We start from the raw sequence: 26233 nt of genomic DNA, 5'->3' as shown, positions 1-26233 counted from the left end.
TCCGCCGGACGATCGGCGGGCGGGGGCGCAAAGGAGTTTTGAGGTTTGTCGACCGATACTGTCCTGCCCGAACTGACCCCGACCACGGCGCTCAGCGTCGAGACGGTTCAGAGCGTCCATCACTGGAACGAGCATCTCTTTTCCTTCTCGGTGTCGCGCCCCGACAGCTTCCGCTTCCGCTCGGGCGAGTTCGTGATGATCGGGCTGCAGGGCGACAACGGCAAGCCGCTGCTGCGCGCCTATTCCGTGGCGAGCCCCTCCTATGACGAGAAGCTCGATTTCCTGTCGATCAAGGTCCAGGACGGGCCGCTGACCAGCAAGCTCCAAAAGGTGCAGCCGGGCGACCAGATCTATCTGGGTCGCAAGCCCACCGGCACGCTGGTCGCCGACGCGCTGCTGCCCGGCAAGCGGTTGTTCATGCTGTCGACCGGCACGGGCCTGGCGCCGTTCCTGTCGGTCGCGCGTGACCCGGACATTTACGACATGTTCGACGAGGTGGTGATCGTCCACTCGGTCCGCCGGGTCAGCGACCTGGCCTTCCACGACGAACTGGCGGGCAAGCTGGCCGATGATCCTTTGGTCGGGGACGTCGCGGCGGAGAAGTTCCACTATGTCCCGACCGTCACGCGCGAGCCGTTCCACACCTCGGGCCGCATCGACGCACTGATCGACGATGGCCGGTTGTTCGCCGGGCTGCCCAGCGCGCACGGCTTCAACCCGGAAACCGACCGGATCATGATGTGCGGCAGCATGGAGATGATCAAGTCGCTGGGCGCCAAGTTCGAGGAAATGGGCTTCCCCGAAGGCTCGAACGCGCAGCCGGGCGCCTATGTGATCGAAAAGGCGTTCGCGGGCTGATCCTTTCCTCCCCTGCAAGGGGAGGGGGACCAGCGAAGCATGGTGGAGGGGGCTATCCGCCAAGGCCATCCTGCGCGGAAGCCCCCCTCCGTCAGGCCTTCGGCCTGCCACCTCCCCGTGCCGGGGAGGAATGTGCATTTACCCCGCGACATTTGTCGGTGCGGGCGGCACATTTGTGCGACATTTGCGTCCTAACGCCCGAACCCTCGGATAAGGGAAAAGGGACGGACATGCGGCTTTTGGCGGGTTTGATGCTGGCGAGCGCGATGCCGGCGATCGCACAGGCGCAGGTGACGTCGGAGCCTGCACCGCAAGCTCCCGCGCAACAGCCCCCGGCGACCGCTTCCGCACCGGCGACGGCCGCGACCGCGGCGCCGCAGGGACAGGCGAGCGGTGCCGCTCGCTCCCCGGTCCAGACCCCGCCCGAGGCCGAGGACGAAGGCGAAGAGGCCGAGCCCGATGTCGTCGTCACCGCGCGCCGCGAACCGGGCAAGGTGATCGGCGACATCCCGCCCGACCAGCAGCTCAGCCCCGCCGATGTCCGCTCCTATGGCGTGTCGAGCGTCTCCGACCTGCTCACCGAGCTCGCGCCGCAGACGACCAGCGGGCGCGGCGGATCGCCGGTCATCCTGCTCAATGGCCGCCGCATCGCGGGCTTCCAGGAAATCCGCGACCTGCCGACCGAGGCTATCCTGCGCGTCGACATCTTCCCCGAAGAGGTCGCGCTGAAATATGGCTATAGCGCCGACCAGAAGGTCGTGAACTTCGTCCTGCGCCCGCGCTTCCGCTCGCTGGCGGCCGAGGCGATCGGCACGGTGCCGACGCAGGGTGGTTCGGCGACCGGGCAGGGGAAGCTCGACTGGTTGCAGATCCGCCGCGACAAGCGGCTGAGCATCCACACCGATTATTCCGAAAATTCGCGCCTGACCGAGGCGGAGCGCGGCATCATCGCGCCGACCTCCAACGCCTCGCTGGGCGGCAATATCGTCACCGCCGATCCTGGACTGACCGCCCTGACCGGGACCAGCCCCAGCGTCGTCGGCGTGCCTGCGGGCCTGACCGCCGCACCCAGCCTTGCGCAACTGGCGGGCAGCCCGGCGACCAGCACCGACGTCACCCCCTATCGCACGCTGCAATCGGCCCAGCGGCAATGGGACGCCAATATCGTCTATGCGCGCAACATCTTCGACAAGGTGGCCGCCTCGTTCAATGCGGAGATCCAGACGACGCAGAGCAACAGCTGGAACGGCCTGCCCTCGGCCAATCTGGTGCTGCCTGCGGGCAATCCCTATTCGCCGTTCGGGACCAGCGCGACGGTCAGCCGCCTGACCGATGCCTATGGCCCGCTGGTCCAGAACAATACCGGGCTGACCGCGCATTTCGGCACGGTGTTCAACGGCGATCTGGGCAAATGGCGCTGGTCGGTGACGGGAGCCTATGACCGGGCGGAGAGCCGGGTGGCGACCGATACCGGGCTGGACCTCGCCGGGTTCCAGGCCAGGCTCAATGCGGGCGATCCGACCGCCAATCCTTACGGGCCGCTCGACGGCTTAAGTCTGGCGGCGCGCAATTTCGCGCGTTCGACCTCCTCCACCGGGCAGGTCGATGCGCTGCTCAACGGTCGAGTCTTCGCGCTGCCTGCGGGCGATGTGCAGGCCAGCGTCAAGGTCGGCGGCCAGACCAGCGACTTCTCCAGCAGTTCGACCCGGTTCGGCATCTTCCAGTCGGGTGACGTGTCGCGCGACATCGTCAACGGTCAGGTCAATCTGGACCTGCCGATCGCCAATCGCGACCGCCAGGTGCTGGGCGCGATCGGCGACCTGTCGCTGAACTTCAATGCCGGGGCCAATCACCTGTCGGATTTCGGCACGCTGACCACGGTCGGCTATGGCGCCAACTGGTCGCCGCTGGAGGGCGTGCGGGTCATCGCCTCCTGGACCGATCAGGAGGATGCACCGACCGCGCAGCAACTGGGCAATCCGACGATCACCACGCCCAATGTCCGCCTGTTCGATTATGTGCGCGGCACCACCGCGACGATCACCGCGATCACGGGCGGCAATCCGAACCTGGTCGCGGACAACCGGCACGTCATGAAGCTGGGCCTGACGGTGAAGCCCTGGCGTGCCCGCGACATCAACCTGACCGCCAACTATTACCGGATCAACACCGACGATCCGATCGCGTCCTTCCCGACGCCGACCGCCGCGATCGAGGCGGCCTTTCCGGGGCGCTTCACCCGCGACGCGGCGGGCAATCTGCTGAGCGTCGATTCGCGCCCGATCAACTTCGCCCGGACCGAGCGGTCGCAGCTGCGCTGGGGCTTCAACTTCTCCAAGCCGATCAAGTCGAAAATCCAGAAGGAGCTGGAGGCGTTCCGCGCCGGGACCGGCCCCAATCCGTTCGCCGGGCTGAACTTCCCCGGTCGTCGTGGTGGCAACGGGGAAGGCCCGCGTCGCGAAGGGCAGGGCGGCCCCGGTGGGCAGGGCGCTGGTGGTCCTGGTGGTCCTGGTGGCCCCGGTGCAGGCGGTCCCGGTGGTGGACCGGGCGGCGGCGGCTTCCGGGGCGGCGGCTTTGGTGGTGGTCGGGGCGGTGGCGGCGGGCGCGTGCAGTTCGCGCTTTATCACACCTGGACCTTTGCGGATCGGGTGACGGTGGCGAATGGCGGCCCGGTGCTCGACCTGCTGCGCGGCGATGCGATCGGGTCGAGCGGCGGCACCTCGCGCCATCAGGTGCAGGCGCAGGCAGGCTATTCCAACAATGGCGTCGGCGTGCGCCTGTCGGGCAACTGGCAGAGCGCAACGCGGGTCAATGGCGGCACCCCGGCCAATCCCCAGGCGCTCGACTTCGGCAGCCTGGCGACGGTTGATCTTCGGCTGTTCGCCGATCTGGGCCAGCGGCTGGATCTGCTCAAGGCCCATCCCTGGCTGCGCGGCACGCGGGTCAGCCTGTCGTTCGACAATCTGTTCAACCAGCGCCAGCGCGTGACCGATGCCAACGGCACCGTGCCGATCGGCTATCAGCCCGGCTATCTCGATCCGCTCGGCCGGACCGTCCGGCTGTCGATCCGCAAGCTCTTCTTCTGATGCCGGGCGCGAGATGGGACGTAATCGTTTACAAAAATCATGTCCGAACCGGTTTCAATAGGCCAGTCCGACCAGATTTTCATTAACCTGGTCTAGTTTTTTCGTCTTCCCTTCACTTCTGGAATTGCGGCGCGGAGGCGGAAACAGGATAGGTTGGGCAAAGGCGCGTCGTCTCGCGTCAGTGGCGGAAGAAACAGGAATTGGGCGGAGATGTCATGAGCGACCGCTATGGCGGCCGGGATGAGGGCATGACGGACGGAATCAACGATCGAATTCGTCGAATTCGCGACGAACTCGCCATATTGGAATCCATGGTCCGCGAAGAGAATGAAAAGCGGATCAGCCCCGTCGATATCGGCGCGATCATCCGCGCCGCGCGCGAGGGGATCGGGGGTTTCTTTGGCGGGGACCTGTTCGCCGATCCGGCGTTTGATATGCTGCTGTTCGTCTTTCTGGAAGAGGAAGCGGGGCGCAGCGTGGAAACCAGCGCCTGCTACCGCGCGTCGGGCGTGCCGCGCACCACCGCCGTCCGCTGGATCAACATGCTGGTGTCGATGGGCATGTTCCAAAGCACCCCCCATCCGACCGATCGTCGGCTGGGGTTGCTGAGCCTGAGCGACGAGGCGCGCGTTTCGGTTCGGCAATGGCTGGAGGGGCTGCGTCCGTTGGTCGAGCGGATCGCGGCGCCCAGTGCCGTCACGAAGAAGAAGCCCGCCGCCTGACGCCCCCCGCTCGGCGCTAAGCCGCCTTGGCCATCCGCGTGCGTAGCCGGTCGGCGAGCGTCTCCAGCGTCACGCCGTCGATCCGCGCCGACGCGGGCGCGTCGGAGCGCAGGATGTCCGCGATCGCCAGTTGCGACTGGGTGATCCGGTCGACGTCCTGGATGCTGACCATGTGGCGGCGCAGCGTGTCGGGATCGCTGCCCAGCTCATAGGCTAGGTCGGCGAGCGAACGGGTCAGGTCGACCAGTTCGTCCGCCAGTGCCCGGGCGAGGACCGGGTCCATGCCCGAGGCCGTCATTTGCTGCACAGCTTCATGATGTTGGCGAAGATCGCATCCCCCGCCACCGGCTGCGATACCGCGCCCTTGTTCAGCGTGAAGTCGGTACCGTTGCGACCGATGGCATAGGCGCCCCCTGCCAGCATGGCGCGCAAGCCCGCTGAGCCGTCCTCGTCGTCCAGCGCCAGCAATACGCCCAGGCTGTTGCTGCCCGCCGCCTTGGCGACCGACGCGAAGAGCAGCGAGATGGACGGCCGCTCGCCCGCCACCGGCTCGCGCGCGAGCAGGCGGAGCGTGCCTTCGGGCCAGCTGTCGACGACCATGTGCGTTTCGCCCTGCGGCGCGAAATAGATGGTGCCCTGTTCCACCTTCATCCCGTCGGTCGCCTCGACGATCTTGGGCGCGATCTGCTCGCGCAACTGCTCGATCATCGGTGTCAGCAGGCCGGGCGACATTTGCTGCACGACCAGGGTCGGCGGGCAGTTGGCGGGGAAGCTCTGGAACAGCTCGAACAGCGCCTGGGTATTGGCGGCATCCGCGCCGATCGCGAGCAGGCGGCCGTTCCAGTTGATGTCGGGCGTGGGCAGCTTGCGCGCCGCCGCCGCTTTGCCCGCCATGGCGCGCTTCAGATCGGCGTTGCGCGCCGACTTGATCCGCTTGCCCAGCTTGCCGATGATCGCGTCCAGTTCGGCTTGAACCGCCACCTTGGGCTTGGGGAAACAGTCGATCGCGCCCAGTCGCAACGCCTCGACCGACTCGGCGGCGCCCGCGGCGGTCCGGGTCGAGAACATGATGACCGGCATCGGCCGCTCCTCCATGATCTCGGCCAGATATTCCAGCCCGCTCATGCCCGGCATCTCGACGTCCAGCGTCATCACCTCTGGCCGATACTGGTCGACCATCTTGCGCGCTTCGGCCGCTCCGTCGGCGGCGCCCACGACCTGGACGCCCTTGATGCGTTCGAGCGCGCCCGAGATGAGAACCCGCATCGTCAGCGAGTCGTCCACGACCAGAACCTTAACGTCCGCCATTACTCAATACCTTCCAACGGAAACGCCGTTACGTCTTGAAAAACATGGGATTACGCGGCTTCGGCCGTCAATGTCACGCTATCGGTCAGGCGATCAAGCGCCAGGATCAGGATCAGCCGCTGTTCGATGGTGGCCAGCCCCTCCAGATAATGCGCTGCCGTTGCGTCGCCCATGTCGGGCAGCGGCTGCATCGCTTCGGGCGGGACGGTCACGATGTCGTTGACCGCATCGACGATCAGACCCTGCAGCTGCTCGCCGATCCGAACCACGATGATGACGTGGCGCGCGCTGGGATCGGTCACACCCCAGCCCAGCCGGTGGCGCAGGTCGAGCACCGGCAGGACGACGCCGCGCAGGTTCACGACGCCGCGAACATGGGCGGGCACATTGGGCAGCGGGGTAGCTGGCGACCAGGCGCGGATCTCGCGGATGGCCATGATGTCGACGCCCAGGATCTGGTCGCCGAGCTGGAACGTGATGAGCTGACGCGACATGGTCGGATTCCTCTGGAAGAGTGGATCAGTGCAGCACGCGGCGGATGGCCGCGGCGAGCTTTTCGGGATTGAAGGGCTTGACGATCCAACCGGTCGCGCCCGCCTCACGCGCGCGCGCCTTCTTCTCGTCGGAACTCTCGGTGGTCAGCACCAGGATGGGCAGGTTGCGGCGGTCGGGCTGACGACGCAGGGCCTCGATCAGGCCGAAGCCATCCATGCGGGGCATGTTGATGTCGGTGATGACCAGGTCCGGCACGGTGTCGGCCGTCACCCCCTCCAGCGTATCGAGCGCATGAACGCCGTCCTCGGCCTCCAGCACGCGATATCCCATATCGGTGAGCGCGGCGCGCAGAAGCATTCTCATGCTGGGCGAATCGTCCACGGTCATGATGAGTTGGGACACGAACTGGCCTTTCCGGTAAGGATCGAGAGACATTAGAAAAACTCCACATCGCCGGTGGCGGCGGGTGGCGGCGGCGGGGCGGGGCGGGCGGCGCGCGGCGGGGGTGGCAGCGCGGTATCGGTGACGTGGCGGCAACGGGCCAGGCCCAGCGCCGGACGAAACTCGACCCGGCGCGCGCTGACTCCGCCAACATCCTCGCCGACCAGCGCGATCCGTTCGTCCGCCAGGAAGCGGCGCGCGAACTGCGCATTGGCCGAGCCGATGTCGCGAAAGCCGTCGCGCATCATCGCGCCGCCGAACAGCCTGGCCTTCAGGCTGTGCCGCTGCGCCCCGAGCGCCATCATCGCGTTGATCAGAACTTCCATCGCATACACGCCATAGCGCTGCATGGATTTAGGATCGGTTTCCGCGACACCCGGTTCGGCGAGCAAAAAGTGATTCAATCCGCCGATTCCGGCGATCGGATCGTAAAGACAGGCCGAAATGCAGCTGCCCAGCACGGTGGTCAGCACGACGTCCTTGTCCTGGCTGACCCGCGTCTCGCCCTGGATGACGTTGATTCGGCGCAGGCCGTCGCGGTGTGCCAGCCGGGTCAGGGGCGGCGGGGTGAAGGGCGGCGGGGATTGCTGGGTCATGACGGGGATCACGCCCGGCACCGGTCGATCAGCGCGGGCGCGATCCGGGTCAGCGTCAACTGCTTGGTCACTGCCCCAATGTCCTGGGCGACGCCGGGCATGCCATAGACGACGCAGCTGTCGCGGTCCTGGCCGACGGTAAAGCAGCCCTTGTCGCGCATCGCGAGCAGGCCGTCGGCCCCGTCGCGGCCCATGCCGGTCAGGATGGCGCCCACTGCCTTGGCTCCGACCGTCTTGGCGACGCTGTGGAACATGCGGTCGACCGATGGACGATGACCGCTCATCGGATCGTCGGGGATCAGCCGAGCGCGATACTGGCCGTCGCTGCCGCTGACCTCCATATGATGGGTGCCGCCGGGTGCCAGATAGACATGGCCCGCCACCAGTGGCTGGCCATGCCGTGCCTCGGCCACGGTCGGCTTGGACAGCCGGTCGAGCCGCGCGGCGAAACTGGTCGTGAAGGTCGCGGGCATATGCTGGACGATGACGGTCGGCGGACAGTTCGCCGGAAAGACGCTCAGCAGCTGGATCAGCGCCTCCACCCCGCCGGTGGATGCGCCGATCGCGATCAGCGAACCTGGGATCGGCTTGAAATCGGCCATCGGCACGGGGGCCGCGGGCGCCATGTCGCGGACGCGGATGCGACGGCTGCTGGCGGCGGCCTTGACGCTTTCGGCGATGCGGGGGTCGACGCAATTGGTTGCGGGCTTGGCGCAGCATTCGACCGCGCCCAGTTCCAGCGCGCGGATCGTCGTGTCCGCGCCCGCCTGGGTCAGCGTCGACAGCATGACGACCGGCATCGGGCGCAGCCGCATGACGCGCTCCAGGAAGTCGAGGCCGTTCATGTCGGGCATTTCGACGTCCAGGGTGATGACGTCGGGGTCGAGCGCCTTGATCATCTCACGCGCCTGGTGTGGACCGTTGGCGGCACCGACCACTTCGATTTCGGGGTCGCGACTGAGCATCCCCGCGATCAGCGCGCGCATCGTGGGAGAGTCGTCGACAATCAGTGTACGTACGGCCATCAGGATACTTTCTGGAAAGCGGTGCGACCGATGCAGTGAAAGCGCGCCGATACTTCCGGCGGGATGCGTTCGGCGTGACCAATATAAAGGATGCCGCCGTCGACCAATTGGTCTGCAAAGCGGGCGAGCAATTGGGCCTTGGTCGGTTCGTCGAAGTAGATCATGACGTTACGGCAAAAGATGACATCGAAGGGCCGCCGCATCGGCCAGTTGCGAAGCAGGTTGAGTTCGCGAAACGTGATGGCTTGACGGAGCGCGGGCGACAGTTCGTCCATGTCGCCGACCCGGCGACACCAGGTCGAACGCATGGCCGCGGGCATGGCGCGGGTGGTCTCCAGCGGATAGCGGCCCGCACGCGCGGTCGCGATCACGCTGGGCGACAGGTCGGTCGCCAGCAATCGGAAATCCTGGGTCGCCAGCTTCTCGGCGGCGCGGGTGTCCTGGCCCGCGATCGTCATCATCAGCGAATAGGGTTCCTCGCCGCTGGAGCAGGCCGCGGACCAGATCCGCACCCGCCCGCCGCTCGCCAGACGCTGCGAGAAGCCAGGCCAGAGCTGGTCGCGGAAATGCTCGAAATGATGGTTTTCGCGAAAGAAGGAGGTGTGGTTGGTGGTCAGCGAGTCGACCGCGCGGGCGCGCTCGGCCGCATCATTCTTGATGAGCGCCAGATAATCGGGAAAGTTGTTGAGGCCGCACGCGCGCAGCCGCCGTGCCAGCCGTCCATAGATGAGCTTCGCCTTGCTTTCGGGCAGCAAAATGCCCGATTCGGCGTAGATGAGGTCGGCGATCGCGCGGTGGTCGGACGCCGAGAAGGCGAATTCCAACTCCCGTTCGGTCTCGCGTGACGACAGGGCGGCGATTGCGTTCACGCAGCCATATCCTCAATGAAGGGGCTTGGTCCGCGACCATCACGGCGCCAGCGCCCGATCAGCGCATCGACGTCGAGGATCAGTGCGACCCGGCCGTCGCCCAGGATGGTGGCCCCGGCAAGGCCATGAATGGCCCGGTAATTGGCCTCCAGGCTCTTCACGACCACCTGCCGCTGGTCCTGGATCGAATCGACCATCAGGACGGCCTGGCCCTGGTCGCTTTCGACCACGATCAGCACCGCATTTTCGGGCTTGGCGATCGCGCCGGTCACGCCCAGCTGTTCCCCGACCCGGTGCACCGGGACATAGGTACCGCGCACGTCGAGCAGCGGCGACTGCCCGCCCACCACATGCACCTCATCGATGCCCGGGCGCAGGCTCTCGACGATATGGGTCAGCGGGATGACGAAGGTCTGGTCGCCGACCGTGACGATCATGCCGTCGAGCACGGCGAGCGTCAGCGGCAGGCTGAGCGAGAAGCTGGACCCCTTGCCCAGTTCGGACTGGATGCCGATGCGGCCGCCCAGCGCCTGGATGTTCTTGCGCACCACGTCCATGCCGACGCCGCGACCCGAAATGTTGGAGACGACGGCGGCGGTCGAGAAGCCGGGGGCGAAGATCAGATTGTCGATCTCTTCCTCGGACAGCTGCGCATCGGGTGCGATGATGCCGCGTTCGATCGCCTTGGCCTTGACGCGCGCACGGTCGATGCCGCGCCCGTCATCGGCGACGGTGATGACGATCCGGCCCGACTGGTGCGCGGCCGACAGGGTAACGACGCCCTCGCTGTCCTTGCCCGCCGCCTTGCGATCGGCGGGGGTTTCCAGGCCATGATCGACGGCGTTGCGGATCAGGTGGGTCAGCGGCTCGCCGATGCGTTCGACCACGGTCTTGTCGACCTCGGTCATCTCGCCCTCGACTTCCAGGCGGACGCGCTTGCCGGTCTCTACCTCCAATTCGCGGATGATACGCGGCACGCGGCTGAAGACCGTCTTCATCGGCTGCGCGCGGATCGCCATGGTCGAATCCTGAAGCTCGCGCGTCAGATGGTCGAGGTCGGACAGCTCGGGGATCGAGCCCATCTCATTTTCCGACAGGCGCTGCGCCAGCATCGCCTGGGTGATGACCAACTCGCCAACCAGGTTGACCAGCCGGTCCAGCTTGTCGAGGTCGACACGGATCGTCTGCGCGGCGGCGGCGGCGACCCGCGGGCTGCTCGCCGCCTCGACGACCGACACGGCCGGGGCGGACGTGGCGGCGGCCGGAGCGGGGGCGATCACAGGCGGCGGCGCGGCCGCGACGACCGGAGCAGGGGCGGGCGCGGCGACCGGCACGGCGGCGGGCGCCTCGGCCGGCGCGACCGGCAGCGGGATCACCTCGGCCATCGGCTGGGCGACTGCCGGTTCGACCGCGGCTTCGGCTTCGACCTCGGGCTGGGCGACGGCGGTGGCGGTTTCGGCCCGCGTGACGGTCAGGCGGCATTGCGGATCGGCAAAGTCGAAGACCGCGCGAATATCGTCCTCGTCCAGCGTGCCGGGCATCGCCATGGTCACGCCGATATAGGCGCGCTCGGCGTCCAGGACGTCGAGCAGCGGCAGCTCGGACAGATCGGCGGACAGCGTCCGGCCGCCCATGCGCGACAATTCGCGCAACGCCAGCATCGGTTCGGCGCCATGGTCGAAGGCACGCGGGCCGGGATGAATGGTCACGATCCATTCGGCCGGGCCGGTCGGCTCAGCAGCGGGGGCCGGATCTTCGAGCATCGCGAACAGCGCATCGAAATCATCGAGCGCGGCGGCGGCGGCTTCGGACGTGGGGGCGGGCTGGGCGACAGCTTCGGGCTCGGGCTCGGACGCGCTGGTGCCGACATCGCCTTCGGCGGCGGCGGCCAGCCGATCGAGCATCGCCTGATCGGCAGGCGTCGCGCCTTCGCCCCGCGCGGCCGCGACATGGTCGGCCAGCGTGTCGAACGCCGCGACGATTAGGTCGATCAGCGGCTCGCTGAGCGGCAGCGTGCCGTTGCGGATCAGGTCGAGCACGGTTTCGTAATGGTGCGAGAAATGCTGAAGCCGCTCGTGCCCGAACGCACCCGCGCCGCCCTTGATCGAATGGACCGACCGGAAGACGGTGTTGATGGTCTCGTCGTCCTGGCGGCCACGCTTCAGGTCGGCAAAGGCGGTTTCCAGGGTGCCGAGACCTTCTTCGCATTCCTGGAAGAAAATCTGCTGAATCTCGTCGAGGTTCATCGGGTCAGGCCTTTCAGGCAGCGGCGACGAGGCTGTCGAGCCCCGCCAGCGCGATCATCGAAGCCAGCGGCTCGGATGGGCTGTTCAGTTCGAAATCGGTCGGGATCGACGCGGCCATCGCCTGCGCGCTGGCCAGCACCTGGAGGCAGGCCTGGCCTGCCTGCGTCACCTGCGATCCGTCGAGCGTGATCGGGTCGCCCGACGCGATCAGGTCGAGCAACGCCTGACGCAGCGGAACGGCGGCGGCGGTGTCGAGCACGGAGGTAAGGGACAGAGCGGTCAAGGCGAGACTCCAGTCGCGGGTTTCGGTGCGCAGCATGGCGCGAAGGTCGTTAAAAAAGCGTGGGTTAACCGATTTTTACGAATTTCCCCCGGGCCGAAGCGGTTTATCGCGCCGGCGCCGGGGGCAGGCCGATCAGAATTCCGTCCAGTCGTCATCGCTGACCGCCAGCGCGGTATTGCCCATCGTCTGCGGAACGGCCTGGACCGGGGCGGCGGCGGGACGCGCGCTCTGAACGATTCGCCGTCCCGCGGCGGCGGCGCGCTGCTGCAACTGGTGGACCGGCTGGGCGGGTGTGGGGACGTGGCCCGGCTGATTCTCGACGCGGAAGCGCGAGATTTCGCGCGCCAGGCCATCGGCCTCAATCGCCAGCGAGCGGGCCGCGGCGGTGGCTTGTTCGACCATCGCGGCATTCTGCTGGGTTACGCCGTCCATCGCGGACACGGCGGTGTTGACCTCCTGAAGCCCGATCGCCTGCTTCTCGGCCGAGCTGGCGATGTTTTCGACCAGCGTGCTGATCTCGGCGATCTGGCCGATGATCCGCTCCAGCGCCTTGCCGGTCTCGCTGACCAGGGTGACGCCCGATTCGACCTGTTCGGAACTGGCGAGGATCCGCGACTTCACATCCTTGGCGGCGTCGGCCGAACGCTGGGCGAGCGCACGGACCTCGGAGGCGACCACCGCGAAGCCCTTGCCCGCGTCACCGGCGCGGGCCGCTTCGACGCCCGCGTTGAGCGCGAGCAGATTGGTCTGGAAGGCGATGCCGTCGATCACGCTGATGATCTCGGAGATTTCGCTCGACGCGCGTTCGATCCCGGCCATGGCGTCGACCGCGCGGCGTACGACCTGGCCCGACTGCTCGGCTTCGATCCGGGCATCGGCGACGGCGTGGTTGGCGCGGTTGGCGCCCTCGGCGGTCTGGCGGACGGTCGAGGTGATCTCGTCCATCGCGGCGGCGGTTTCCTCCAGGCTGGCGGCCTGCTGTTCGGTGCGCTGTGACAGGTCGTCGGAGGCCTGGCGGATATCGCTGGCGCCCGCATTGATGCCGTGCGTGGCGACCGAGACGGCGCTCATGGCGCGGCCCATCGATTCCATCGCCCGGTTGAAGTCGCTGCGCAGCTTTTCATATTCGGCGGGGAAGGGGGTGGGGATTGTCTCGGTCAGGTTGCCTGCGGCCAGTTCGCCCAGGCCCTTGCCCAACGCGGTGACGACGATCTGCTGCGCCTGCGCGGCGTTGCGGACATCCTTGGCGTTGCGCTGGAAGACGTGAATCGCCTTGGCGATCCGCCCGATACAATCTTGGTAATCGGTGTACAGAATCTCGCGATCGGCTTCGCCCGCAGCGAGCGCCTCCATCGCGATGACCGAGCCGACATAGGGATCGCAGATCAGCTTGCGGCTGACGCGGGTCACGACGATCGCGGCCAGCAATGCGAGCGCCGCCGCGATGACCGGCGCGGTCAGCGTCAGTCCACCGCTGGCGGCGATGGTCGCTCCCAGGCCGATGGCAGCGATGCCGCCATAGACAAGGGTCAATACGTCGAACTTTGTACGAATCGGTGCCGTCTTAGCGAACCAGGACAACATAGCGGCATACCCTCCAATACCTCTAGGCGAGCGGGAGCACTCGCCTGGCGCGGCGGGGGATGCGGGCGGTCACCAATCCCTCCGGCGTGTGTGACCATAATGGGCAGTAACGGTAAATATCCCGTTTCGATTTCGTCACAACGCCGGGGAGCAAGCCGGATTTACGCGTTCGCCGCGAGGCTTTGTGCCATGCCGTTCGCCGACAATATCTCTATCCAATAGCCATCCGGATCGGTGATGAAGGCGATGTCCTTCATCGTCCCGTCCTGGGGGCGCTTCTTGAAGGTAACGCCCAGGCTTTCGAATCGCGAACAGGCGGCGGCGACATCGTCGACGCTGATTCCGATATGGCCAAAGCCACGCGGTTCGTTGTTGCCGTGGTGATACCCCTGGAAATCAGGGTCCGATTCGGTCCCCCAATTATGGGTCAGCTCCAATGTCGTTTCCCGGTTGAAGATGAACCGGGCGCGCTCGACGGGGTCTTTGGGGATCGTCTCTCCCTCTGTCAGATAAGCGAGGAAATAGAGGGAGAAGCGCATCTCCTCGAAATCCAGCTTCTGAAGCAGTGTCATGCCCAGCACGTCCTGGTAAAAGGCGAGCGACGGCTTGGGATCACGGATGCGCAGCATCGTCTGGTTGAGCGTGAAGCTCTCGGTTCCGGCGGGACGGGTCGTCATCATTCGGGTCCTTGAAAACGGCAAGGCCCTCCGCCGCGGGGGCGAAGGGCCTCGGATCGGGAAGGGGCGGCGCTCAGGCGAGCGTCAGGCCGACATCCACATTGTTGCGGGTCGCGTTGGAATAGGGGCAGACCTGATGCGCGGCGTGCATCAGCCGCTCGCCATCGGAGCGATCGACGCCCGGCAAAGTCGCCAGCAGGTCGACGGTGATGCCATATCCGCCCTCCTCGCGCGGGCCGAAGCCGACCTCGGCGGTGACGGTGGCATCCTGCGGCACCTTCACGCCTTCCTTGCCGGAAACCGCCTTCATCGCGCCCAGGAAACAGGCGGAATAGCCCGCGGCGAACAGCTTTTCCGGGTTGGCGCCATCGCCGCCGGGACCGCCCATTTCCTTCGGAACGACGAGCTTGACGTCGACCGAGCCGTCCTCCGACCGCGCCGCGCCGTCGCGACCGCCGGTCGCCGTCGCCTTGGTCTTGTAGATCACATTCACGCCCATATCGGATCTCCCTCTGGTGAGACACTCAGCATTGTCGGTTCGCGGGGCTCAGCGCGCAAGCCCACCCCCGCGTTCCATCGGCCGATCCGGACCGTCCAAGCGATTGCGGTGGTCGCCGCCGGAATCGCGATCTGTCGCCTCGATCGCTATCGGCCTGTCGCCTGGATCGCGTCAGGGGACCAGCCGCCGCCCATAGCCTGATAGAGCGCGATATAGGCGGTCAGCTGATTGGCCTGCGCCTCCGCCAGCGCCAGTTCGGCGTTCAGCAGACCCCGCTGCGCATCGAGCTGTTCCAGATAGGAGGAATAGCCCGCGCGGTAACGGTTGGACGCGATACGCAGCGCGTCGGCCTGCGCCGCGCGCTGCCCGGCCAGCGCCGCGGCCTGCTCGCCGGATCGGCGGACCGAGGCGAGGCTGTCGTCCACCTCGCGAAAGGCAGTGAGCGCGGTGCGGCGATAGGCGAAGGCCGCCTGGTCCCGCCGCGCCGCACTGGCATCGGCCTGGGCGCGCAGCCGCCCCGCGTCGAACAGGGGGGCGAGTACGCTGCCGCCGATCGAGAAGAGGGTGATCGGATTGTCGAGGGCATTGGACAAGGCCACGCCTGCCGATCCGGTCAGTCCCAGGCTGGGCAGCATCGCTGCCCGCGCGCTATCGAGCGAACGGTCGGCGGCGACCAGCGCCTGTTCGGCCTGGAACAGGTCGGGACGGCGACGCAACAGGTCGGCGGGCAGGCCGTCGGGGATGGCGGGGCGGACCAGCCGGTCGATCGACAGGCCGCGCGGGATCGGGCCGGGCGCACCGCCGATCAGGACGCTCAAGCCATTTTCCTGCCGGGTGACGGCCAGTCTGGCGGCGGCGACCAGCTGTTCGGTCGCGTGATATTCGGCCTCCGCCTGTCGCAGTTCGAGATGGGAGGTATAGCCCGTGTCCGCCCGCCGCCGGGCAATGCGCAGCGCGTCGGCGCGGGCGGCCAGCGTCTGCTCGGCGATGTGCAGCCGGTGGTCGAGCGCGCGCAGGGTGACATAGCCGCTCGCCACCCCGGCGGCGAGCGCGAGGCGGACGGTGTCGCGCGCCGCCTCGGTCGCCAGCAACTGCGCACGGGCGGCGGCGCGAGCGTTGCGCAACCGTCCGAACAGATCGAAATCATAGCTTGCCTGGACCACAGGCTGCGCTCCGAACTGATCCAGCCCGGTGCCGAACGCGCTGACGGTGCGCCCCTCGGTCAGTGGCAGACCCGCCGTGACGTTGGGCGAAAGCTGCGCCCGCGCCAGCCGTTCCTGCGCGCGCGCCTCCTCGATCCGCGCCGCCGCGCTGCCCAGATCGGGGCTGTCGGCCAGGGCGCGGGCGACGAGCGCCGTCAGTTGCGGATCGCCGAACGCCTGCCACCAATCGGCCGCGATCGGGCTGCCCGGCCCCAGCATGGTGCGCCAGGCGGGCGGCGGCACGACGGCGCTGGCGGTGGGCGCTGCGGGACGCGGGCCGATGCACCCGGCGAGCAGCAGCGCGGCGGTGAGGGGAAGGGCGGCGTTCCTCATCGCACCTTCGGCCCACCCGCCGTGTCGACGCTCGCCTGCACCGACATGCCGGGACGCAGGCGTGCCGCTAATGGCTGGCCCGGATCGACGCGGATGCGCACCGCGATACGCTGCGGCACCTTGGTGAAATTGCCGGTGGCGTTATCCGACTTGAGCACCGCGAATTCGGAACCGGCGGCGGGCGAGATCCGCTCGACATGACCTTTCAGCCGCGCATTGCTCAAGCCGTCGACAGTGAAGCTGGCGGGCTGTCCCACCGCCATGCGGGCGGTCTGGGCTTCCTTGAAATTGGCGATGATCCAGGTTTCGGGCGGCACCAGGAACATGAGTTGCGATCCCGCCGTGACATATTGCCCCAGCCGCACGCCGACTTCGGACAGGCGGCCATCCTCCGGCGCACGGATGATGGTGTTGGCGAGGTCGATCTGCGCCAGCCGCCGGGCCGCTTCGGCACCCGACACGCCTGCCTGCTGCCCGCCGCGCCCGACCTGGACGGTGCGGACGTCCTGCCGGGCGATCTCGCGCGCCGCCCGGGCCTGACGCAGCGCCGCCTGCGCCTGGCGGAGCGAGGCGAGCGTCTGGTCGCGTTCGCGCAGGGACACAGAGCCGTCGGTAACGAGGTCGTTGACCCGCGCCATGTCGGCCTGCGCGCGCATCAACTGTGCCTCGGCATTGCTGACCGCGGCGTCCTGCGCGGCCAGGCTAGCGGTGCGCGAGGCCTGCGCCTGGCGGCTGTTGGCGAGCGTCGCTGCCTGCGCCGCGACCTGTGCGCTCGCCTGGTCGACGCGCTGGCGATAGATGCGGTCGTCGATCTTCACCAGCGGCTGGCCTGCGCGCACCGTCTCGAAATCCTTGACCAGCACGGCGGTGACATAGCCGCTGACCTGCGGTGCGATCACCGTCGTCCGGCCACGCACATAGGCATTGTCGGTCGACTGGCGGTCGGTGGAAAAGGGCGGCAGCCGCCATGCCGCCAGAACCGCCGCGATGCCGCCGACGACCAGCAGTGCGATCAGTGCCAGCGAACGCCAGCCACCCGAGGGCGGGCGCCAGCCGGAGGCCAGCGCGGGTGCGGGCGGCGGCGTCGGCGCGGGGGCGGGCGGGGGTACGCCCGCTTCGGCGGCGGCCTGCTCGGTCATCGGCGTGGGGGAGACGGGCGATCGGGTGTCGGTCATGGCTGCACCTTGGCCGCGCGGGCGCGATGCGCGCGCCGCCAGGTCAGCAGCGCGAGGAAAAGGGTGACGGCCGCCGCCAGCGCTGCGACCAGTCGAAAGACGTCGTTATAGGCGCGGATATTCGCCTCGCGCGTGGCGGCTTGCGACAGCAGCGCGGCCCCCTCGGCGCGGGAGAGCGCGGGGTCGCCGATCACGCCCGACACCCGCGCGCCGCCCGCCTGAATACGCTGGGTCACCTGCGGGTCGGTAGGGTCGATATTCTGGACGATGGCGGCGCTGTGGGTCTTTTCGCGCATCACCTGATAGGTGCCGAGCAGCGCGGTGCCGCCCAGGCCGCCCACCGAGTTGAGCATCCCGAACAGCGCGATGAAGCTGATGACATGCCCCGCCCCCTGTTGCAGCGCGCGGGTCATGCCGAACAACAGCGACGGGCCGAGGAAAAAGGTGGTCGAAAAGGCGATCACCGCCTGCGTCACATAAAGCTCGGGCGCGCGGGTCAGATTGGTCGAGAAACTGTCGGCATAGGCGGCGACCGCAACCAGGCCGATCGCGAACATCACGGGATGGGTCAGCCGCGTCACGTCCAGCGTCACTGCGCTCATGATGACGCCGGCCACCGAGGCGAGGAACGCGATGGTGAAAAGCGTCCCGAACTGGTCATTATTCTGGCCCAGCACGGTCAGCAGGCCCACCGCCCCGAAATTCTGTTCCGACAGCACGATGCGCGCCATCAGCGTGACGATGGCGAAGCGCACGATGTCGATCGACCCCAGCCAGCGGGTGTTGAGCAGCGGATTGGCGCGGTAATGCTCGATCCACAGGGCCAGCGCGAGCAGCGGGATGGCGATGACCAGCGCCCAGCCGATCCATGCCGCCTGCGTCCACCAGACCAGCCGCCCCTGGCCCAGCACCGCGCAGAACAGTCCGATCGCGGGCGCGTAAAGGGCAAAGGTCAGGAAATCGAGCGGTTCGAACGCCTTGAGCCGCTGCGTCGGGGGCAGGCGTAGCGCGATGATCGCGGCCAGGCTGATCGCGGCCAGTCCGAACTCGAACAGATACAGCGTGCGCCACTGCGACATGGCCAGCAGATCGGGCGAGAATAGCCGCGCCAGCGGTGTCGCGCATTGCGGCACGCCGATGCCCAGCACGATCGCCTTCAACCGCCATTTCGCGGGCAGCGCCTGCATCATGTAATAAAGGCCCAGCGACGACAGCGCGGCGGCGGCCATGCCGCTGGCCCCGCGCACCGCAATGGCGGTCGTGAAATCGCGCACGAACAGATGCGCGAAGGCCAGGATCGTATAAAGGCCCGAGAACAGCAGCGCGAAGGGGCGCAGGCCGAATTGTTGGCGAAACTTGATGAGCAGCAGGTTGATCGACGCGTTGGTCATCACATAGGCGATGGGCAGCCATGCGATCTCGGTCGGGTCGAGCCCGAGCGCGCCCTGCAACTGTACCGTATTGACCTGGACCAGCGCGTTGCCGAGCCCGCCGGTCAGCCCGATCAGCACCGCTATCACGCCATAGGCGATACGCCGCCTGTGGGGGTGATCGAAATTGCCCGGCGAGCCGGGAATGGTCGGCCGTTCATGGGGGGCGAAGGACCATTCCTCCTCGCTCCAGAATTGCCGAAACCGTGATGCCATCCCTGTCCTCTCTGTGCGCCGCGTTGAACGCGCAAATCGCCATCTCGGGTGCGTGGCGCCGACGGAGGCGCGCGGATCGCCGTAACTCTATATCAAAGCCGGCGGACTGGAGCCTCAGGAGGTCGTGGAATGCCCGGACGTCCTGGGCCGGTTCGGCGGCTCAACCGTCGAGCATGGCCCGAATGCGCGCCGCCAGGTCGGCAAAGTCGAACGGCTTGGTAATGAGTGCGACCCCGGCGTCCAGCCGTCCGCCATGGACGATCACGTCGCGGGCATAGCCGGTGGTGAACAGCACTTTCAGTTCAGGATGCAACGACCGCGCGGCGGAGGCCAGGTCGGCCCCCGTCATCCCGCCGGGCAGCACCACGTCTGAAAAGAGCAGCGCGATGCGCGACGCATCGGGTGCATCGAGCAGCGCCAGCGCCGAGGCGCCGTCCTCGGCCTCGACCACATCATAGCCCAGTTCGCGCAAGGCTTCGGTCGAATAGTTGCGCACATCGGCATCGTCCTCGACCACCAGGATCGTCTCCGACCCGCGGGTGGGGTGCGATGCGGGTTGAGGGGGCTCCCCCGGCGCGTGTTCCTGGCCCATGAAGCGCGGCAGGAACAGGGATACGCAGGTTCCCTCGCCGGGATGCGAGTCGATCTGCACCTGGCCGCCCGACTGTTTCGCGAAGCCATAGACCATCGACAGGCCCAGGCCCGTGCCCTTGCCGACCTCCTTGGTGGTGAAGAACGGCTCGAACACCCGGCCCAGTGTCGCGCGGTCCATGCCGATGCCGGTGTCGCTGACGTCGATCGCGACATAATCGCCCGGATCGGTGGGATAGGGGACCGGCCCCGCCGCCATCGTCGCCAGCCCGTCGAGCGTCGCGTTGCGCATGGTGATCGACAAGGTGCCGCCATGCGGCATGGCGTCGCGCGCATTGACCGCGAGGTTCAGGATCGCGCTTTCCAGCTGGTTGGGATCGGCCTCCACGGCCCAGAGGTCGGGGGCGGATTCGACCGCCAGGCTGACCTGCTCGCCCAGCGTGCGGGTCAGAAGATCCGACAGGCCGTCGACCAGCCGCCGGGCATCGACCGATTGCGGCGCCAGCGGTTGCCGTCGGGAAAAAGCCAGCAGTCGCTGGGTCAACGTCGCGGCGCGGCGTGCGCCGGTCATCGCATTGGTCGCGGCCCGCCTGGCGCGCGGATGTTCGTCGGCCGGCAGGAAACGGTCGAGCATCTCCAGATTGCCGACCACGACCTGGAGCAGATTGTTGAAATCGTGCGCGATGCCGCCGGTCAACTGACCGACCGCTTCCATCTTCTGGCTCTGGCGCAGCTGCGCCTCCATGTCCGACAGGCGCTCCTGCTGTGCCAGCCAATCCGAGACATCGGTCGCGAATTGATAGGCGCCGATCGGGGTCCCCTCGGCGGAGACCAGCGGGCTGAAGCGCAATTCATAATGCCGCCGCTCGCCGCTCTGGTCGTCCATCGCCTGGATGACCGAGAATTCCTCGCCCGCCAGCGCGCGGGTCCAATAGTCGCGCATGATCGACAGGATCTCGGGCCGGCGGGCCATCGCCTCGCTCTTGTGCTGCCCGATCTGTGGGCGGAGGCCGAAAATGCGTTCGAAATCCTCGGCGGCGGCGCGATTGATCGCCAGATAGCGATGGTCGAAGCCCAGGACCTGCACCATCGTACCGGCCGAATCGATGATGTCGGCGAACAGCTTGCGCTCCGCCAGCGCCTCCATCACCCGGCGCTCCAGCACCGCATTGACATCGCGCAGCGTCGCCTCGGCCCGGCGGCGCTCGTCAATGTCGATCACCGAGCCGATCATGCCGAGATAGGCGCCATCGTCATCGAAGCGCGGGATGGCGGTCACCATCGTCCAGTGATAGCCGCCCGTCGCCTGGGCGAGGCGGAATTCGGTCTGGAATGCGCGCGTTTCGGCGATGGCGGAGCGGAAGGCCTGTTCGACCGTCTGACGATCTTCGGCATGGACCGTCTTGATCCAGCCGAAGCCCATGCCCTGGTCGACGCTCTGCCCAGTCTGCACGCTCCAGGCGCGGTTGATATAGGTGCAATGCCCATCGGCATCGGTCACCCACATGATGATCGGGGCATGGTCGGCGACGTTGCGGAACCGGGCCTCGCTCTCACGCGCGGCGGACAGCGCGATCTCGCGATCCTGCCGATCGCGCATCCGGGCGCTGCTGTCGATCACCGTCGCCATGATCCCCGCCGGGCGGCCGGTTTCGTCGGCGATGGGGGTATAGTCCAGGTCCAGCCAATGCTGCTCGGGCCGGCCGTCGCGATCGAGCAGCATCGCCTGATCCCGATAGGCGAGCGTGCGGCCTGCCAGCCCCTCTACGATGACCTGCGCGTTGAAGGGCGCCGCCTCGGGCCATATCCCGACCAGCGGCGCGCCCAGCATCGCCGGATGCCGGTCGCCCGAAAACTCGGCATAGCCCGCATTGTAGATCAGGATGCCCTCCGGCCCCCAGATGGTGGCGATCGGAATCGAGGAGGCGAGCGCGATGGCGATCGCGGTCAGCCGGCTTTGCGGCCACTGAGAAATCGGTCCCAGCGGGGTCGCGGCCCAGTCATGGCCCGCGATCAGCCGACCGATCTCGCCACTGCGCGCCAGAACAGCGGCAAAACCGGCGGGGATGTCGGCAGGGTCGTGGGCAGTCGCGATCATGCTCGGTCCGTCTCCCCTCGAAACCCGGCGCCCTTATCGCTGTAGCGTTGCTTTTACGGCAGGAATAGAGGGACCGGGCGGCATCTTGCTCTGGATGGATGGAAATGTGGCAGCAGTGCCACTCTTGTCTTGATAGAGCCGGCCAGCCATTATGCCGATCAGTCGCCACGGCGACGACATTTTGATCGGCCATGCATAGCGCTTCACATGACACGCTTTGTCACGGAGCCGATAGGCAATTGTGATGTTCGACTGCTAAAGCTTCGCAAAACATAAAGGAGAGACAGGCATGAGCGTCCATGTTCACCCCGTTCCCGAATGGGCCGATAGCGCGTCCATGGATGCCGAGGGCTATGCCCGCGCCTATGACGCCGCAAGGACCGACGCGGACGGCTTCTGGCGCCAGCAGGCCGAGCGGCTTGACTGGATCGTACCGTTCACGCGCGTGAAGGACACCAGCTTCGACGAGGCGGATTTCCGCATCAACTGGTTCGCGGACGGACAGCTCAACGTCGCGGCCAACTGTATCGACCGTCATCTGGAAACCCGGGCCGATCAGGTCGCGATCCTGTGGGAGGGCGATACGCCCGGCACCGATCGCCGCATCACCTATTGCGAACTTCACGAACAGGTCTGTCGCCTGGCCAATGCGCTCAAGGGGCTGGGCGTCGCCAAGGGGGACCGCGTCACCCTCTATCTGCCGATGATCCCCGAGGCGGCCTTCGCGATGCTCGCCTGCGCGCGGATCGGGGCGATCCATTCGATCGTGTTCGGCGGCTTCTCCCCCGAAAGCCTCGCCAACCGCATCGTTGATTGCGACTCGCGCATCGTCATCACCGCCGATGGCGGCTGTCGCGGGGGCAAGGCCGTGCCGCTCAAGGCCAATGTCGATGCCGCGCTGAAGCATGACGGCGTTACGGTCGACCATGTCGTCGTCGTCCGCCACAGTGGCGCCGAGGTGACGATGCAGGAAGGCCGCGACCTTTGGTACGGCGATCTGGTCGATGCTGCCTCCACCCATTGCCCGGCAGAGCCGATGGGGGCGGAGGACCCGCTGTTCATCCTTTATACCAGCGGTTCGACCGGCAAGCCCAAGGGCGTGCTCCACACCAGCGGCGGCTATCTGCTCTGGGCATCCTATACCCACCAGCACGTCTTTGATTATCGCGACGGCGAGGTCTTCTGGTGTGCCGCCGATGTCGGCTGGGTCACGGGGCACAGCTATATCGTCTATGGCGCGCTCGCCAACGGCGCGACGACGCTGATGTATGAAGGGGTTCCCAATTACCCCGATCACAGCCGCTTCTGGCAGATCGTCGACAAGTACAAGGTCGCGACCTTCTATGCCGCGCCGACGGCCTTGCGCGCGCTGATGCGTGAGGGCGACGGATGGGTCAAGAAGACCGACCGCTCCTCGCTTCGCGTGCTGGGTTCGGTGGGCGAGCCGATCAATCCCGAAGCCTGGGAATGGTATTATCATGTGGTGGGCGAGGGCCGCTGCCCGATCGTCGATACCTGGTGGCAGACCGAGACCGGCGGTCATATGATCGCGCCGATCCCGGGCGCGGTGGCGCTCAAGCCGGGTTCGGCCACCCTTCCGCTGCCCGGCATCCTGCCCGAGATTGTCGATGCCGAGGGCAGGGTGCTGGAGGGTGCGGTCGAGGGCAATCTGGTCATCGCCGACAGCTGGCCGGGGCAGATGCGCACCGTCTGGGGCGATCATGACCGCTTTTTCCAGACCTATTTCACCACCTATCCCGGCAAATATTTCACCGGCGACGGATGCCGCCGCGACGAGGACGATTATTACTGGATCACTGGCCGGGTCGACGATGTCATCAACGTCTCGGGCCACCGCATGGGCACCGCCGAGGTCGAATCCGCGCTGGTTGCCCATGCCAAGGTTGCCGAGGCCGCCGTGGTCGGTATGCCGCATGACGTGAAGGGGCAGGGCATTTACGCCTTCGTCACGTTGAACGCGGGTGTCGAAGAAGACGAGGCCTTACGCGCCGAACTGGTTCAGTGGGTGCGCCGCGAGATCGGCCCGATCGCCACGCCGGACGCGCTGCAATTCGCGCCCGCGCTTCCCAAGACCCGCTCGGGAAAGATCATGCGCCGTATCCTGCGCAAGATCGCCGAGAATCAGGTCGACGCGCTGGGTGATACCTCGACCCTGGCCGATCCGGCGGTGGTGGACCATCTGGTCGCCAATCGAATCGGGTCGGGGAAGAAGGCGGCTTGATTTGGGGCGGGGCTGCTTCGGTGAAGCGGCCCCGTTTCCGCTCAGGTTGAACGGCTGTTGGAGGCGATCTGCATTCGCTCGCCCCGTTCACCCTGAGCGAATTCAGAGGCCACGCCCGATCGAATCAAGGGGCTTTCCGAACCGGCGGCAAAGCTGCGCAAATATCCACACCCCCCGCAGGCACGGTGAAGAAGTCGTTGTTCCGATTCTCCCGTCCCTTGATCCACGCGGCAAAGCGCGGCGAGGCGGTCTCGCGATACTGGAAATGCGGGCGCTGGGCGGCGGGCAGATCGCTCGCCAGTCGCGCCGAGACGATGGCCAGCCGTTGCCCTTCGTCCTTGTAGAACCCCAGGTCGCCCGTCCCGCGCGGCAGGGTGGAAAGCGCATCCATCCCGTCGACCACCCGGCCGACCACCGCGATATTGCGGTCCAGCCCACGCGGCGAGTGGCCGATGATCGTATAGAGCTCGGCGCCGCTCCCCGTGCTGGGCGCCAGGTCGCGGGCGACCCCGACCATGCCATAACAATGCGGCACCCACTCGCTGGTGGCGTCCCCCGCCAGCGGCCAGCCGTCAAGGCTATAGCCCGCCCAGGCTGCATAGGGGTCGGGCTTGCTCAACCGGGCAGTCGCGCTGTTGCCGCTGCGGACATATTCGGCCGGGGGATTGGCGACGATGCCGACGGGCAGCGACTTCTTTTCGGTCGCGTCGCCCCATTGCGCGACGTAATTCTCTTGCACGCGATAGACGCTGGTCCCCGCATCCCACCAATGGGCGCGCGCCAATGCCCGGATATTGGCGACATGGACCGGCGCCCGCCCCGGCGCCAGCCGCACCGTCACCGTCCGCCCATTGGCCAGCGTGAAGACCAGCAACTCGTCATCGGGCACCGCGATCCAGTCGCCAGGCAAGGGATCACCCGCCTGTGCGGCGGGAGCGGGGGAGGGCGAAGCCTGCGCCAGAAGCGCGGCGAACAAGAGCGCGATCGTCATCGCCGAGCAGACTGCCCCAGCAAAGCGGCACACGCAATTGCTTGCGCGGGGCGTGGAAGCGCATTAGGGGCGCGTCTTCCAGGCATGGACTCATGCGGAGCGGTGGCCGAGTGGTCGAAGGCGCTCGCCTGGAAAGTGAGTATACGGCAAAACCGTATCGAGGGTTCGAATCCCTCCCGCTCCGCCATTTTCATGCCCTGTGGGGCTCGCGAAACTCCCAAAAACCTGCCATAAGAGCCCAGAAATCAGCGGTTTTTTGGTGTCGCTGCGTTTCACTCGATCCGACGCAATCCCACGTGAAGTGTGGGGAAGAGTTTGGGGAAAAACTGAGGTGAGGTGGCATGGGAAAGCTCACTGCGCTCAAGATCCGATCGCTGATCGAGCCCGGGCGCTATTCGGACGGGGACGGCGTGTTTCTCGAAATCAACGGTAAAAGGGGCAGCCAGCTGGGTCCTTCGCGTTCAGAATAAGGGAAAACGCCAGGATATCGGGCTGGGCTCACTAAAAGCAGTTTCTCTCAAAGACGCCAGGTAGGCTGCGTTCCTCACGCGCCAGAAGATCGCACAAGGCATCGACCCTGTCGCGGAGCGGAAGCAGGAGCGGCAGGTGATTCCGACGTTCCGCAGGGCCGCTGAGATGGTCCATGAGGAACACAAGGAAGCTTGGAAGAACGGCAAGCATCAGGATCAGTGGATAGCGACGCTGAAGACCTGCGCTTTCCCCAAAATGGGCGATCGTTTGGTCAGCGAAATCGAAGACCCCCTAATACGGGACGTATTGGCTCCCATCTGGCTGACGAAGCCAGAAACGGCGCGCCGCGTTCGGCAACGCATCGGTACCGTTCTTGACTGGTCCTACGCACGCGGGTTCCGCGCGACCGAAGCGCCGATGCGGTCGCTTTCCAAGGGGCTGCCTCGTCAGCCCAAGAAGGAAAGCCATTTTGCGGCCCTGCCTTATGCATCCGTGCCAAAATTCCTCGAGAAGCTGGGCGAGCGGGCGACCGTTGGCCGCGTTGCGCTGGAAGCGCTCATCCTGGCGGCGGCGCGGTCGGGCGAAATCCGGGGGGCGACTTGGTCGGAGCTCGACCTTGAAGCAGCATTGTGGACGATCCCCGCCCAGCGGATGAAAATGGGGCGCGTGCATTGATCTGGCCCCCGTTTCACCGGACGGGTTCAAGCGGTTGCAGAAACCAGTGCGCGATGCTCGCGCGGTGAACGCATTTTGAGCCCTGAATGGGGGTGGTTGTCGTTGTAGTCCTCGATCCAT

The 26233-nt window shown here is 66.7% G+C and carries 23 protein-coding genes and 1 tRNA gene; 7 read left to right on the top strand and 17 right to left on the bottom strand.

The features are described from left to right. The first annotated feature begins 45 nt into the window (after positions 1-45). The 3 genes from GGR45_RS11360 to GGR45_RS11350 all read left to right on the top strand — a co-directional run bounded on the left by GGR45_RS11360 (position 46) and on the right by GGR45_RS11350 (position 4666). Entirely contained in the window at positions 46-858 is an 813-nt protein-coding gene (locus GGR45_RS11360; protein ID WP_175311999.1) for a ferredoxin--NADP reductase, read from the top strand. A 230-nt stretch (positions 859-1088) separates the two neighbouring features. Then, a complete protein-coding gene (locus GGR45_RS11355) occupies positions 1089-3944 on the top strand; it encodes a porin family protein (protein WP_175312000.1) in 2856 nt (951 codons plus the stop codon). A gap of 215 nt (positions 3945-4159) precedes the next feature. After that, positions 4160-4666, top strand: a complete 507-nt coding sequence (locus tag GGR45_RS11350) for a helix-turn-helix domain-containing protein (RefSeq protein WP_175312001.1) — start codon at positions 4160-4162, stop codon at positions 4664-4666. A gap of 16 nt (positions 4667-4682) precedes the next feature. Here the strand turns inward: GGR45_RS11350 and GGR45_RS11345 are convergent, their stop codons facing one another. The 16 genes from GGR45_RS11345 to GGR45_RS11270 all read right to left on the bottom strand — a co-directional run bounded on the left by GGR45_RS11345 (position 4683) and on the right by GGR45_RS11270 (position 21734). Further along, entirely contained in the window at positions 4683-4964 is a 282-nt protein-coding gene (locus GGR45_RS11345; RefSeq protein WP_175312002.1) for a hypothetical protein, read from the bottom strand. Next, positions 4961-5974, bottom strand: a complete 1014-nt coding sequence (locus GGR45_RS11340; protein ID WP_175312003.1) for a chemotaxis protein CheB — start codon at positions 5972-5974, stop codon at positions 4961-4963. Before GGR45_RS11340 ends, GGR45_RS11345 begins: the two co-directional genes overlap by 4 nt. Before the next feature lie 50 nt (positions 5975-6024). After that, positions 6025-6468, bottom strand: coding sequence for a chemotaxis protein CheW (locus tag GGR45_RS11335; RefSeq protein ID WP_175312004.1), 444 nt, complete (start codon positions 6466-6468; stop codon positions 6025-6027). Between the two features lie 25 nt (positions 6469-6493). Continuing rightward, positions 6494-6871 carry a response regulator gene (locus GGR45_RS11330; protein WP_175312005.1) on the bottom strand — a complete coding sequence of 126 codons (378 nt, stop codon included), beginning with the start codon at positions 6869-6871 and terminating at the stop codon, positions 6494-6496. Positions 6872-6903: 32 nt separating this feature from the next. Beyond that, on the bottom strand, positions 6904-7506 hold the full coding sequence (locus GGR45_RS11325) for a chemotaxis protein CheD (RefSeq protein WP_246358187.1): 603 nt from the start codon (positions 7504-7506) through the stop codon (positions 6904-6906). Positions 7507-7514: 8 nt separating this feature from the next. Beyond that, on the bottom strand, positions 7515-8531 hold the full coding sequence (locus GGR45_RS11320; RefSeq protein WP_175312006.1) for a protein-glutamate methylesterase/protein-glutamine glutaminase: 1017 nt from the start codon (positions 8529-8531) through the stop codon (positions 7515-7517). Next, a complete protein-coding gene (locus GGR45_RS11315) occupies positions 8531-9400 on the bottom strand; it encodes a CheR family methyltransferase (protein ID WP_175312007.1) in 870 nt (289 codons plus the stop codon). The genes GGR45_RS11320 and GGR45_RS11315 overlap by 1 nt, the downstream gene beginning before the upstream one ends. Beyond that, the gene (locus GGR45_RS11310; RefSeq protein ID WP_175312008.1) at positions 9397-11646 is read right to left on the bottom strand and encodes a chemotaxis protein CheA; all 2250 of its coding nucleotides are present in this window, start codon (positions 11644-11646) and stop codon (positions 9397-9399) included. The genes GGR45_RS11315 and GGR45_RS11310 overlap by 4 nt, the downstream gene beginning before the upstream one ends. 13 nt (positions 11647-11659) lie before the next feature. Further along, on the bottom strand, positions 11660-11965 hold the full coding sequence (locus GGR45_RS11305; protein ID WP_217497996.1) for an STAS domain-containing protein: 306 nt from the start codon (positions 11963-11965) through the stop codon (positions 11660-11662). Between the two features lie 96 nt (positions 11966-12061). Continuing rightward, positions 12062-13513, bottom strand: coding sequence for a methyl-accepting chemotaxis protein (locus GGR45_RS11300; protein WP_175312009.1), 1452 nt, complete (start codon positions 13511-13513; stop codon positions 12062-12064). A gap of 161 nt (positions 13514-13674) precedes the next feature. Beyond that, positions 13675-14190, bottom strand: coding sequence for a lactoylglutathione lyase (gene gloA, locus GGR45_RS11295; protein ID WP_217497997.1), 516 nt, complete (start codon positions 14188-14190; stop codon positions 13675-13677). 73 nt (positions 14191-14263) lie between these two features. Continuing rightward, positions 14264-14689 (bottom strand): organic hydroperoxide resistance protein, encoded by a 426-nt coding sequence (locus GGR45_RS11290; RefSeq protein ID WP_175312011.1) that lies wholly within the window; start codon positions 14687-14689, stop codon positions 14264-14266. Positions 14690-14835: 146 nt separating this feature from the next. Further along, on the bottom strand, positions 14836-16224 hold the full coding sequence (locus GGR45_RS11285; RefSeq protein WP_175312012.1) for an efflux transporter outer membrane subunit: 1389 nt from the start codon (positions 16222-16224) through the stop codon (positions 14836-14838). Then, positions 16221-17399, bottom strand: coding sequence for an HlyD family secretion protein (locus GGR45_RS11280; RefSeq protein WP_175312013.1), 1179 nt, complete (start codon positions 17397-17399; stop codon positions 16221-16223). The genes GGR45_RS11285 and GGR45_RS11280 overlap by 4 nt, the downstream gene beginning before the upstream one ends. After that, positions 17396-19045 (bottom strand): MFS transporter, encoded by a 1650-nt coding sequence (locus GGR45_RS11275; RefSeq protein ID WP_175312014.1) that lies wholly within the window; start codon positions 19043-19045, stop codon positions 17396-17398. The genes GGR45_RS11280 and GGR45_RS11275 overlap by 4 nt, the downstream gene beginning before the upstream one ends. Positions 19046-19205: 160 nt before the next feature. Continuing rightward, positions 19206-21734, bottom strand: coding sequence for a PAS domain S-box protein (locus GGR45_RS11270; RefSeq protein WP_175312015.1), 2529 nt, complete (start codon positions 21732-21734; stop codon positions 19206-19208). 289 nt (positions 21735-22023) lie between these two features. Here GGR45_RS11270 and acs point away from each other — a divergent pair, with 289 nt between their 5' ends. Then, positions 22024-23976, top strand: a complete 1953-nt coding sequence (acs, locus tag GGR45_RS11265) for an acetate--CoA ligase (RefSeq protein ID WP_175312016.1) — start codon at positions 22024-22026, stop codon at positions 23974-23976. 124 nt (positions 23977-24100) lie between these two features. Here the strand turns inward: acs and GGR45_RS11260 are convergent, their stop codons facing one another. Beyond that, positions 24101-24967 (bottom strand): peptidylprolyl isomerase, encoded by an 867-nt coding sequence (locus tag GGR45_RS11260; protein WP_175312017.1) that lies wholly within the window; start codon positions 24965-24967, stop codon positions 24101-24103. A gap of 96 nt (positions 24968-25063) precedes the next feature. Here GGR45_RS11260 and GGR45_RS11255 point away from each other — a divergent pair. From GGR45_RS11255 to GGR45_RS11250, 3 genes are all read left to right on the top strand, one after another. Beyond that, a tRNA-Ser gene (locus tag GGR45_RS11255) sits at positions 25064-25154 on the top strand. A gap of 206 nt (positions 25155-25360) precedes the next feature. After that, the gene (locus GGR45_RS20020) at positions 25361-25501 is read left to right on the top strand and encodes an integrase arm-type DNA-binding domain-containing protein (RefSeq protein WP_367890207.1); all 141 of its coding nucleotides are present in this window, start codon (positions 25361-25363) and stop codon (positions 25499-25501) included. A gap of 102 nt (positions 25502-25603) precedes the next feature. Beyond that, on the top strand, positions 25604-26113 hold the full coding sequence (locus GGR45_RS11250) for a tyrosine-type recombinase/integrase (RefSeq protein ID WP_425505880.1): 510 nt from the start codon (positions 25604-25606) through the stop codon (positions 26111-26113). Positions 26114-26233 lie beyond the last annotated feature (120 nt).

It is taken from the genome of Sphingomonas zeae (assembly GCF_014197135.1).
GTDB classification, from domain to species: Bacteria; Pseudomonadota; Alphaproteobacteria; order Sphingomonadales; family Sphingomonadaceae; genus Sphingomonas; species Sphingomonas zeae.
The sequence above is the reverse complement of the archived record's forward strand: the minus strand, read 5'-3'. Positions and strand labels throughout refer to the sequence as shown.

Coding starts and splice junctions, on each gene's coding strand:
- GGR45_RS11355 (WP_175312000.1), top strand. CDS start 1,089: ATGCGGCTTTTGGCGGGTTTGATGCTGGCGAGCGCGATGCCGGCGATC.
- GGR45_RS11350 (WP_175312001.1), top strand. CDS start 4,160: ATGAGCGACCGCTATGGCGGCCGGGATGAGGGCATGACGGACGGAATC.
- GGR45_RS11345 (WP_175312002.1), bottom strand. CDS start 4,964: ATGACGGCCTCGGGCATGGACCCGGTCCTCGCCCGGGCACTGGCGGAC.
- GGR45_RS11340 (WP_175312003.1), bottom strand. CDS start 5,974: ATGGCGGACGTTAAGGTTCTGGTCGTGGACGACTCGCTGACGATGCGG.
- GGR45_RS11335 (WP_175312004.1), bottom strand. CDS start 6,468: ATGTCGCGTCAGCTCATCACGTTCCAGCTCGGCGACCAGATCCTGGGC.
- GGR45_RS11325 (WP_246358187.1), bottom strand. CDS start 7,506: ATGACCCAGCAATCCCCGCCGCCCTTCACCCCGCCGCCCCTGACCCGG.
- GGR45_RS11320 (WP_175312006.1), bottom strand. CDS start 8,531: ATGGCCGTACGTACACTGATTGTCGACGACTCTCCCACGATGCGCGCG.
- GGR45_RS11310 (WP_175312008.1), bottom strand. CDS start 11,646: ATGAACCTCGACGAGATTCAGCAGATTTTCTTCCAGGAATGCGAAGAA.
- GGR45_RS11305 (WP_217497996.1), bottom strand. CDS start 11,965: ATGCTGCGCACCGAAACCCGCGACTGGAGTCTCGCCTTGACCGCTCTG.
- GGR45_RS11300 (WP_175312009.1), bottom strand. CDS start 13,513: ATGTTGTCCTGGTTCGCTAAGACGGCACCGATTCGTACAAAGTTCGAC.
- gloA (WP_217497997.1), bottom strand. CDS start 14,190: ATGACGACCCGTCCCGCCGGAACCGAGAGCTTCACGCTCAACCAGACG.
- GGR45_RS11290 (WP_175312011.1), bottom strand. CDS start 14,689: ATGGGCGTGAATGTGATCTACAAGACCAAGGCGACGGCGACCGGCGGT.
- GGR45_RS11285 (WP_175312012.1), bottom strand. CDS start 16,224: ATGAGGAACGCCGCCCTTCCCCTCACCGCCGCGCTGCTGCTCGCCGGG.
- GGR45_RS11280 (WP_175312013.1), bottom strand. CDS start 17,399: ATGACCGACACCCGATCGCCCGTCTCCCCCACGCCGATGACCGAGCAG.
- GGR45_RS11275 (WP_175312014.1), bottom strand. CDS start 19,045: ATGGCATCACGGTTTCGGCAATTCTGGAGCGAGGAGGAATGGTCCTTC.
- GGR45_RS11270 (WP_175312015.1), bottom strand. CDS start 21,734: ATGATCGCGACTGCCCACGACCCTGCCGACATCCCCGCCGGTTTTGCC.
- acs (WP_175312016.1), top strand. CDS start 22,024: ATGAGCGTCCATGTTCACCCCGTTCCCGAATGGGCCGATAGCGCGTCC.
- GGR45_RS11260 (WP_175312017.1), bottom strand. CDS start 24,967: ATGACGATCGCGCTCTTGTTCGCCGCGCTTCTGGCGCAGGCTTCGCCC.
- GGR45_RS11250 (WP_425505880.1), top strand. CDS start 25,604: ATGGTCCATGAGGAACACAAGGAAGCTTGGAAGAACGGCAAGCATCAG.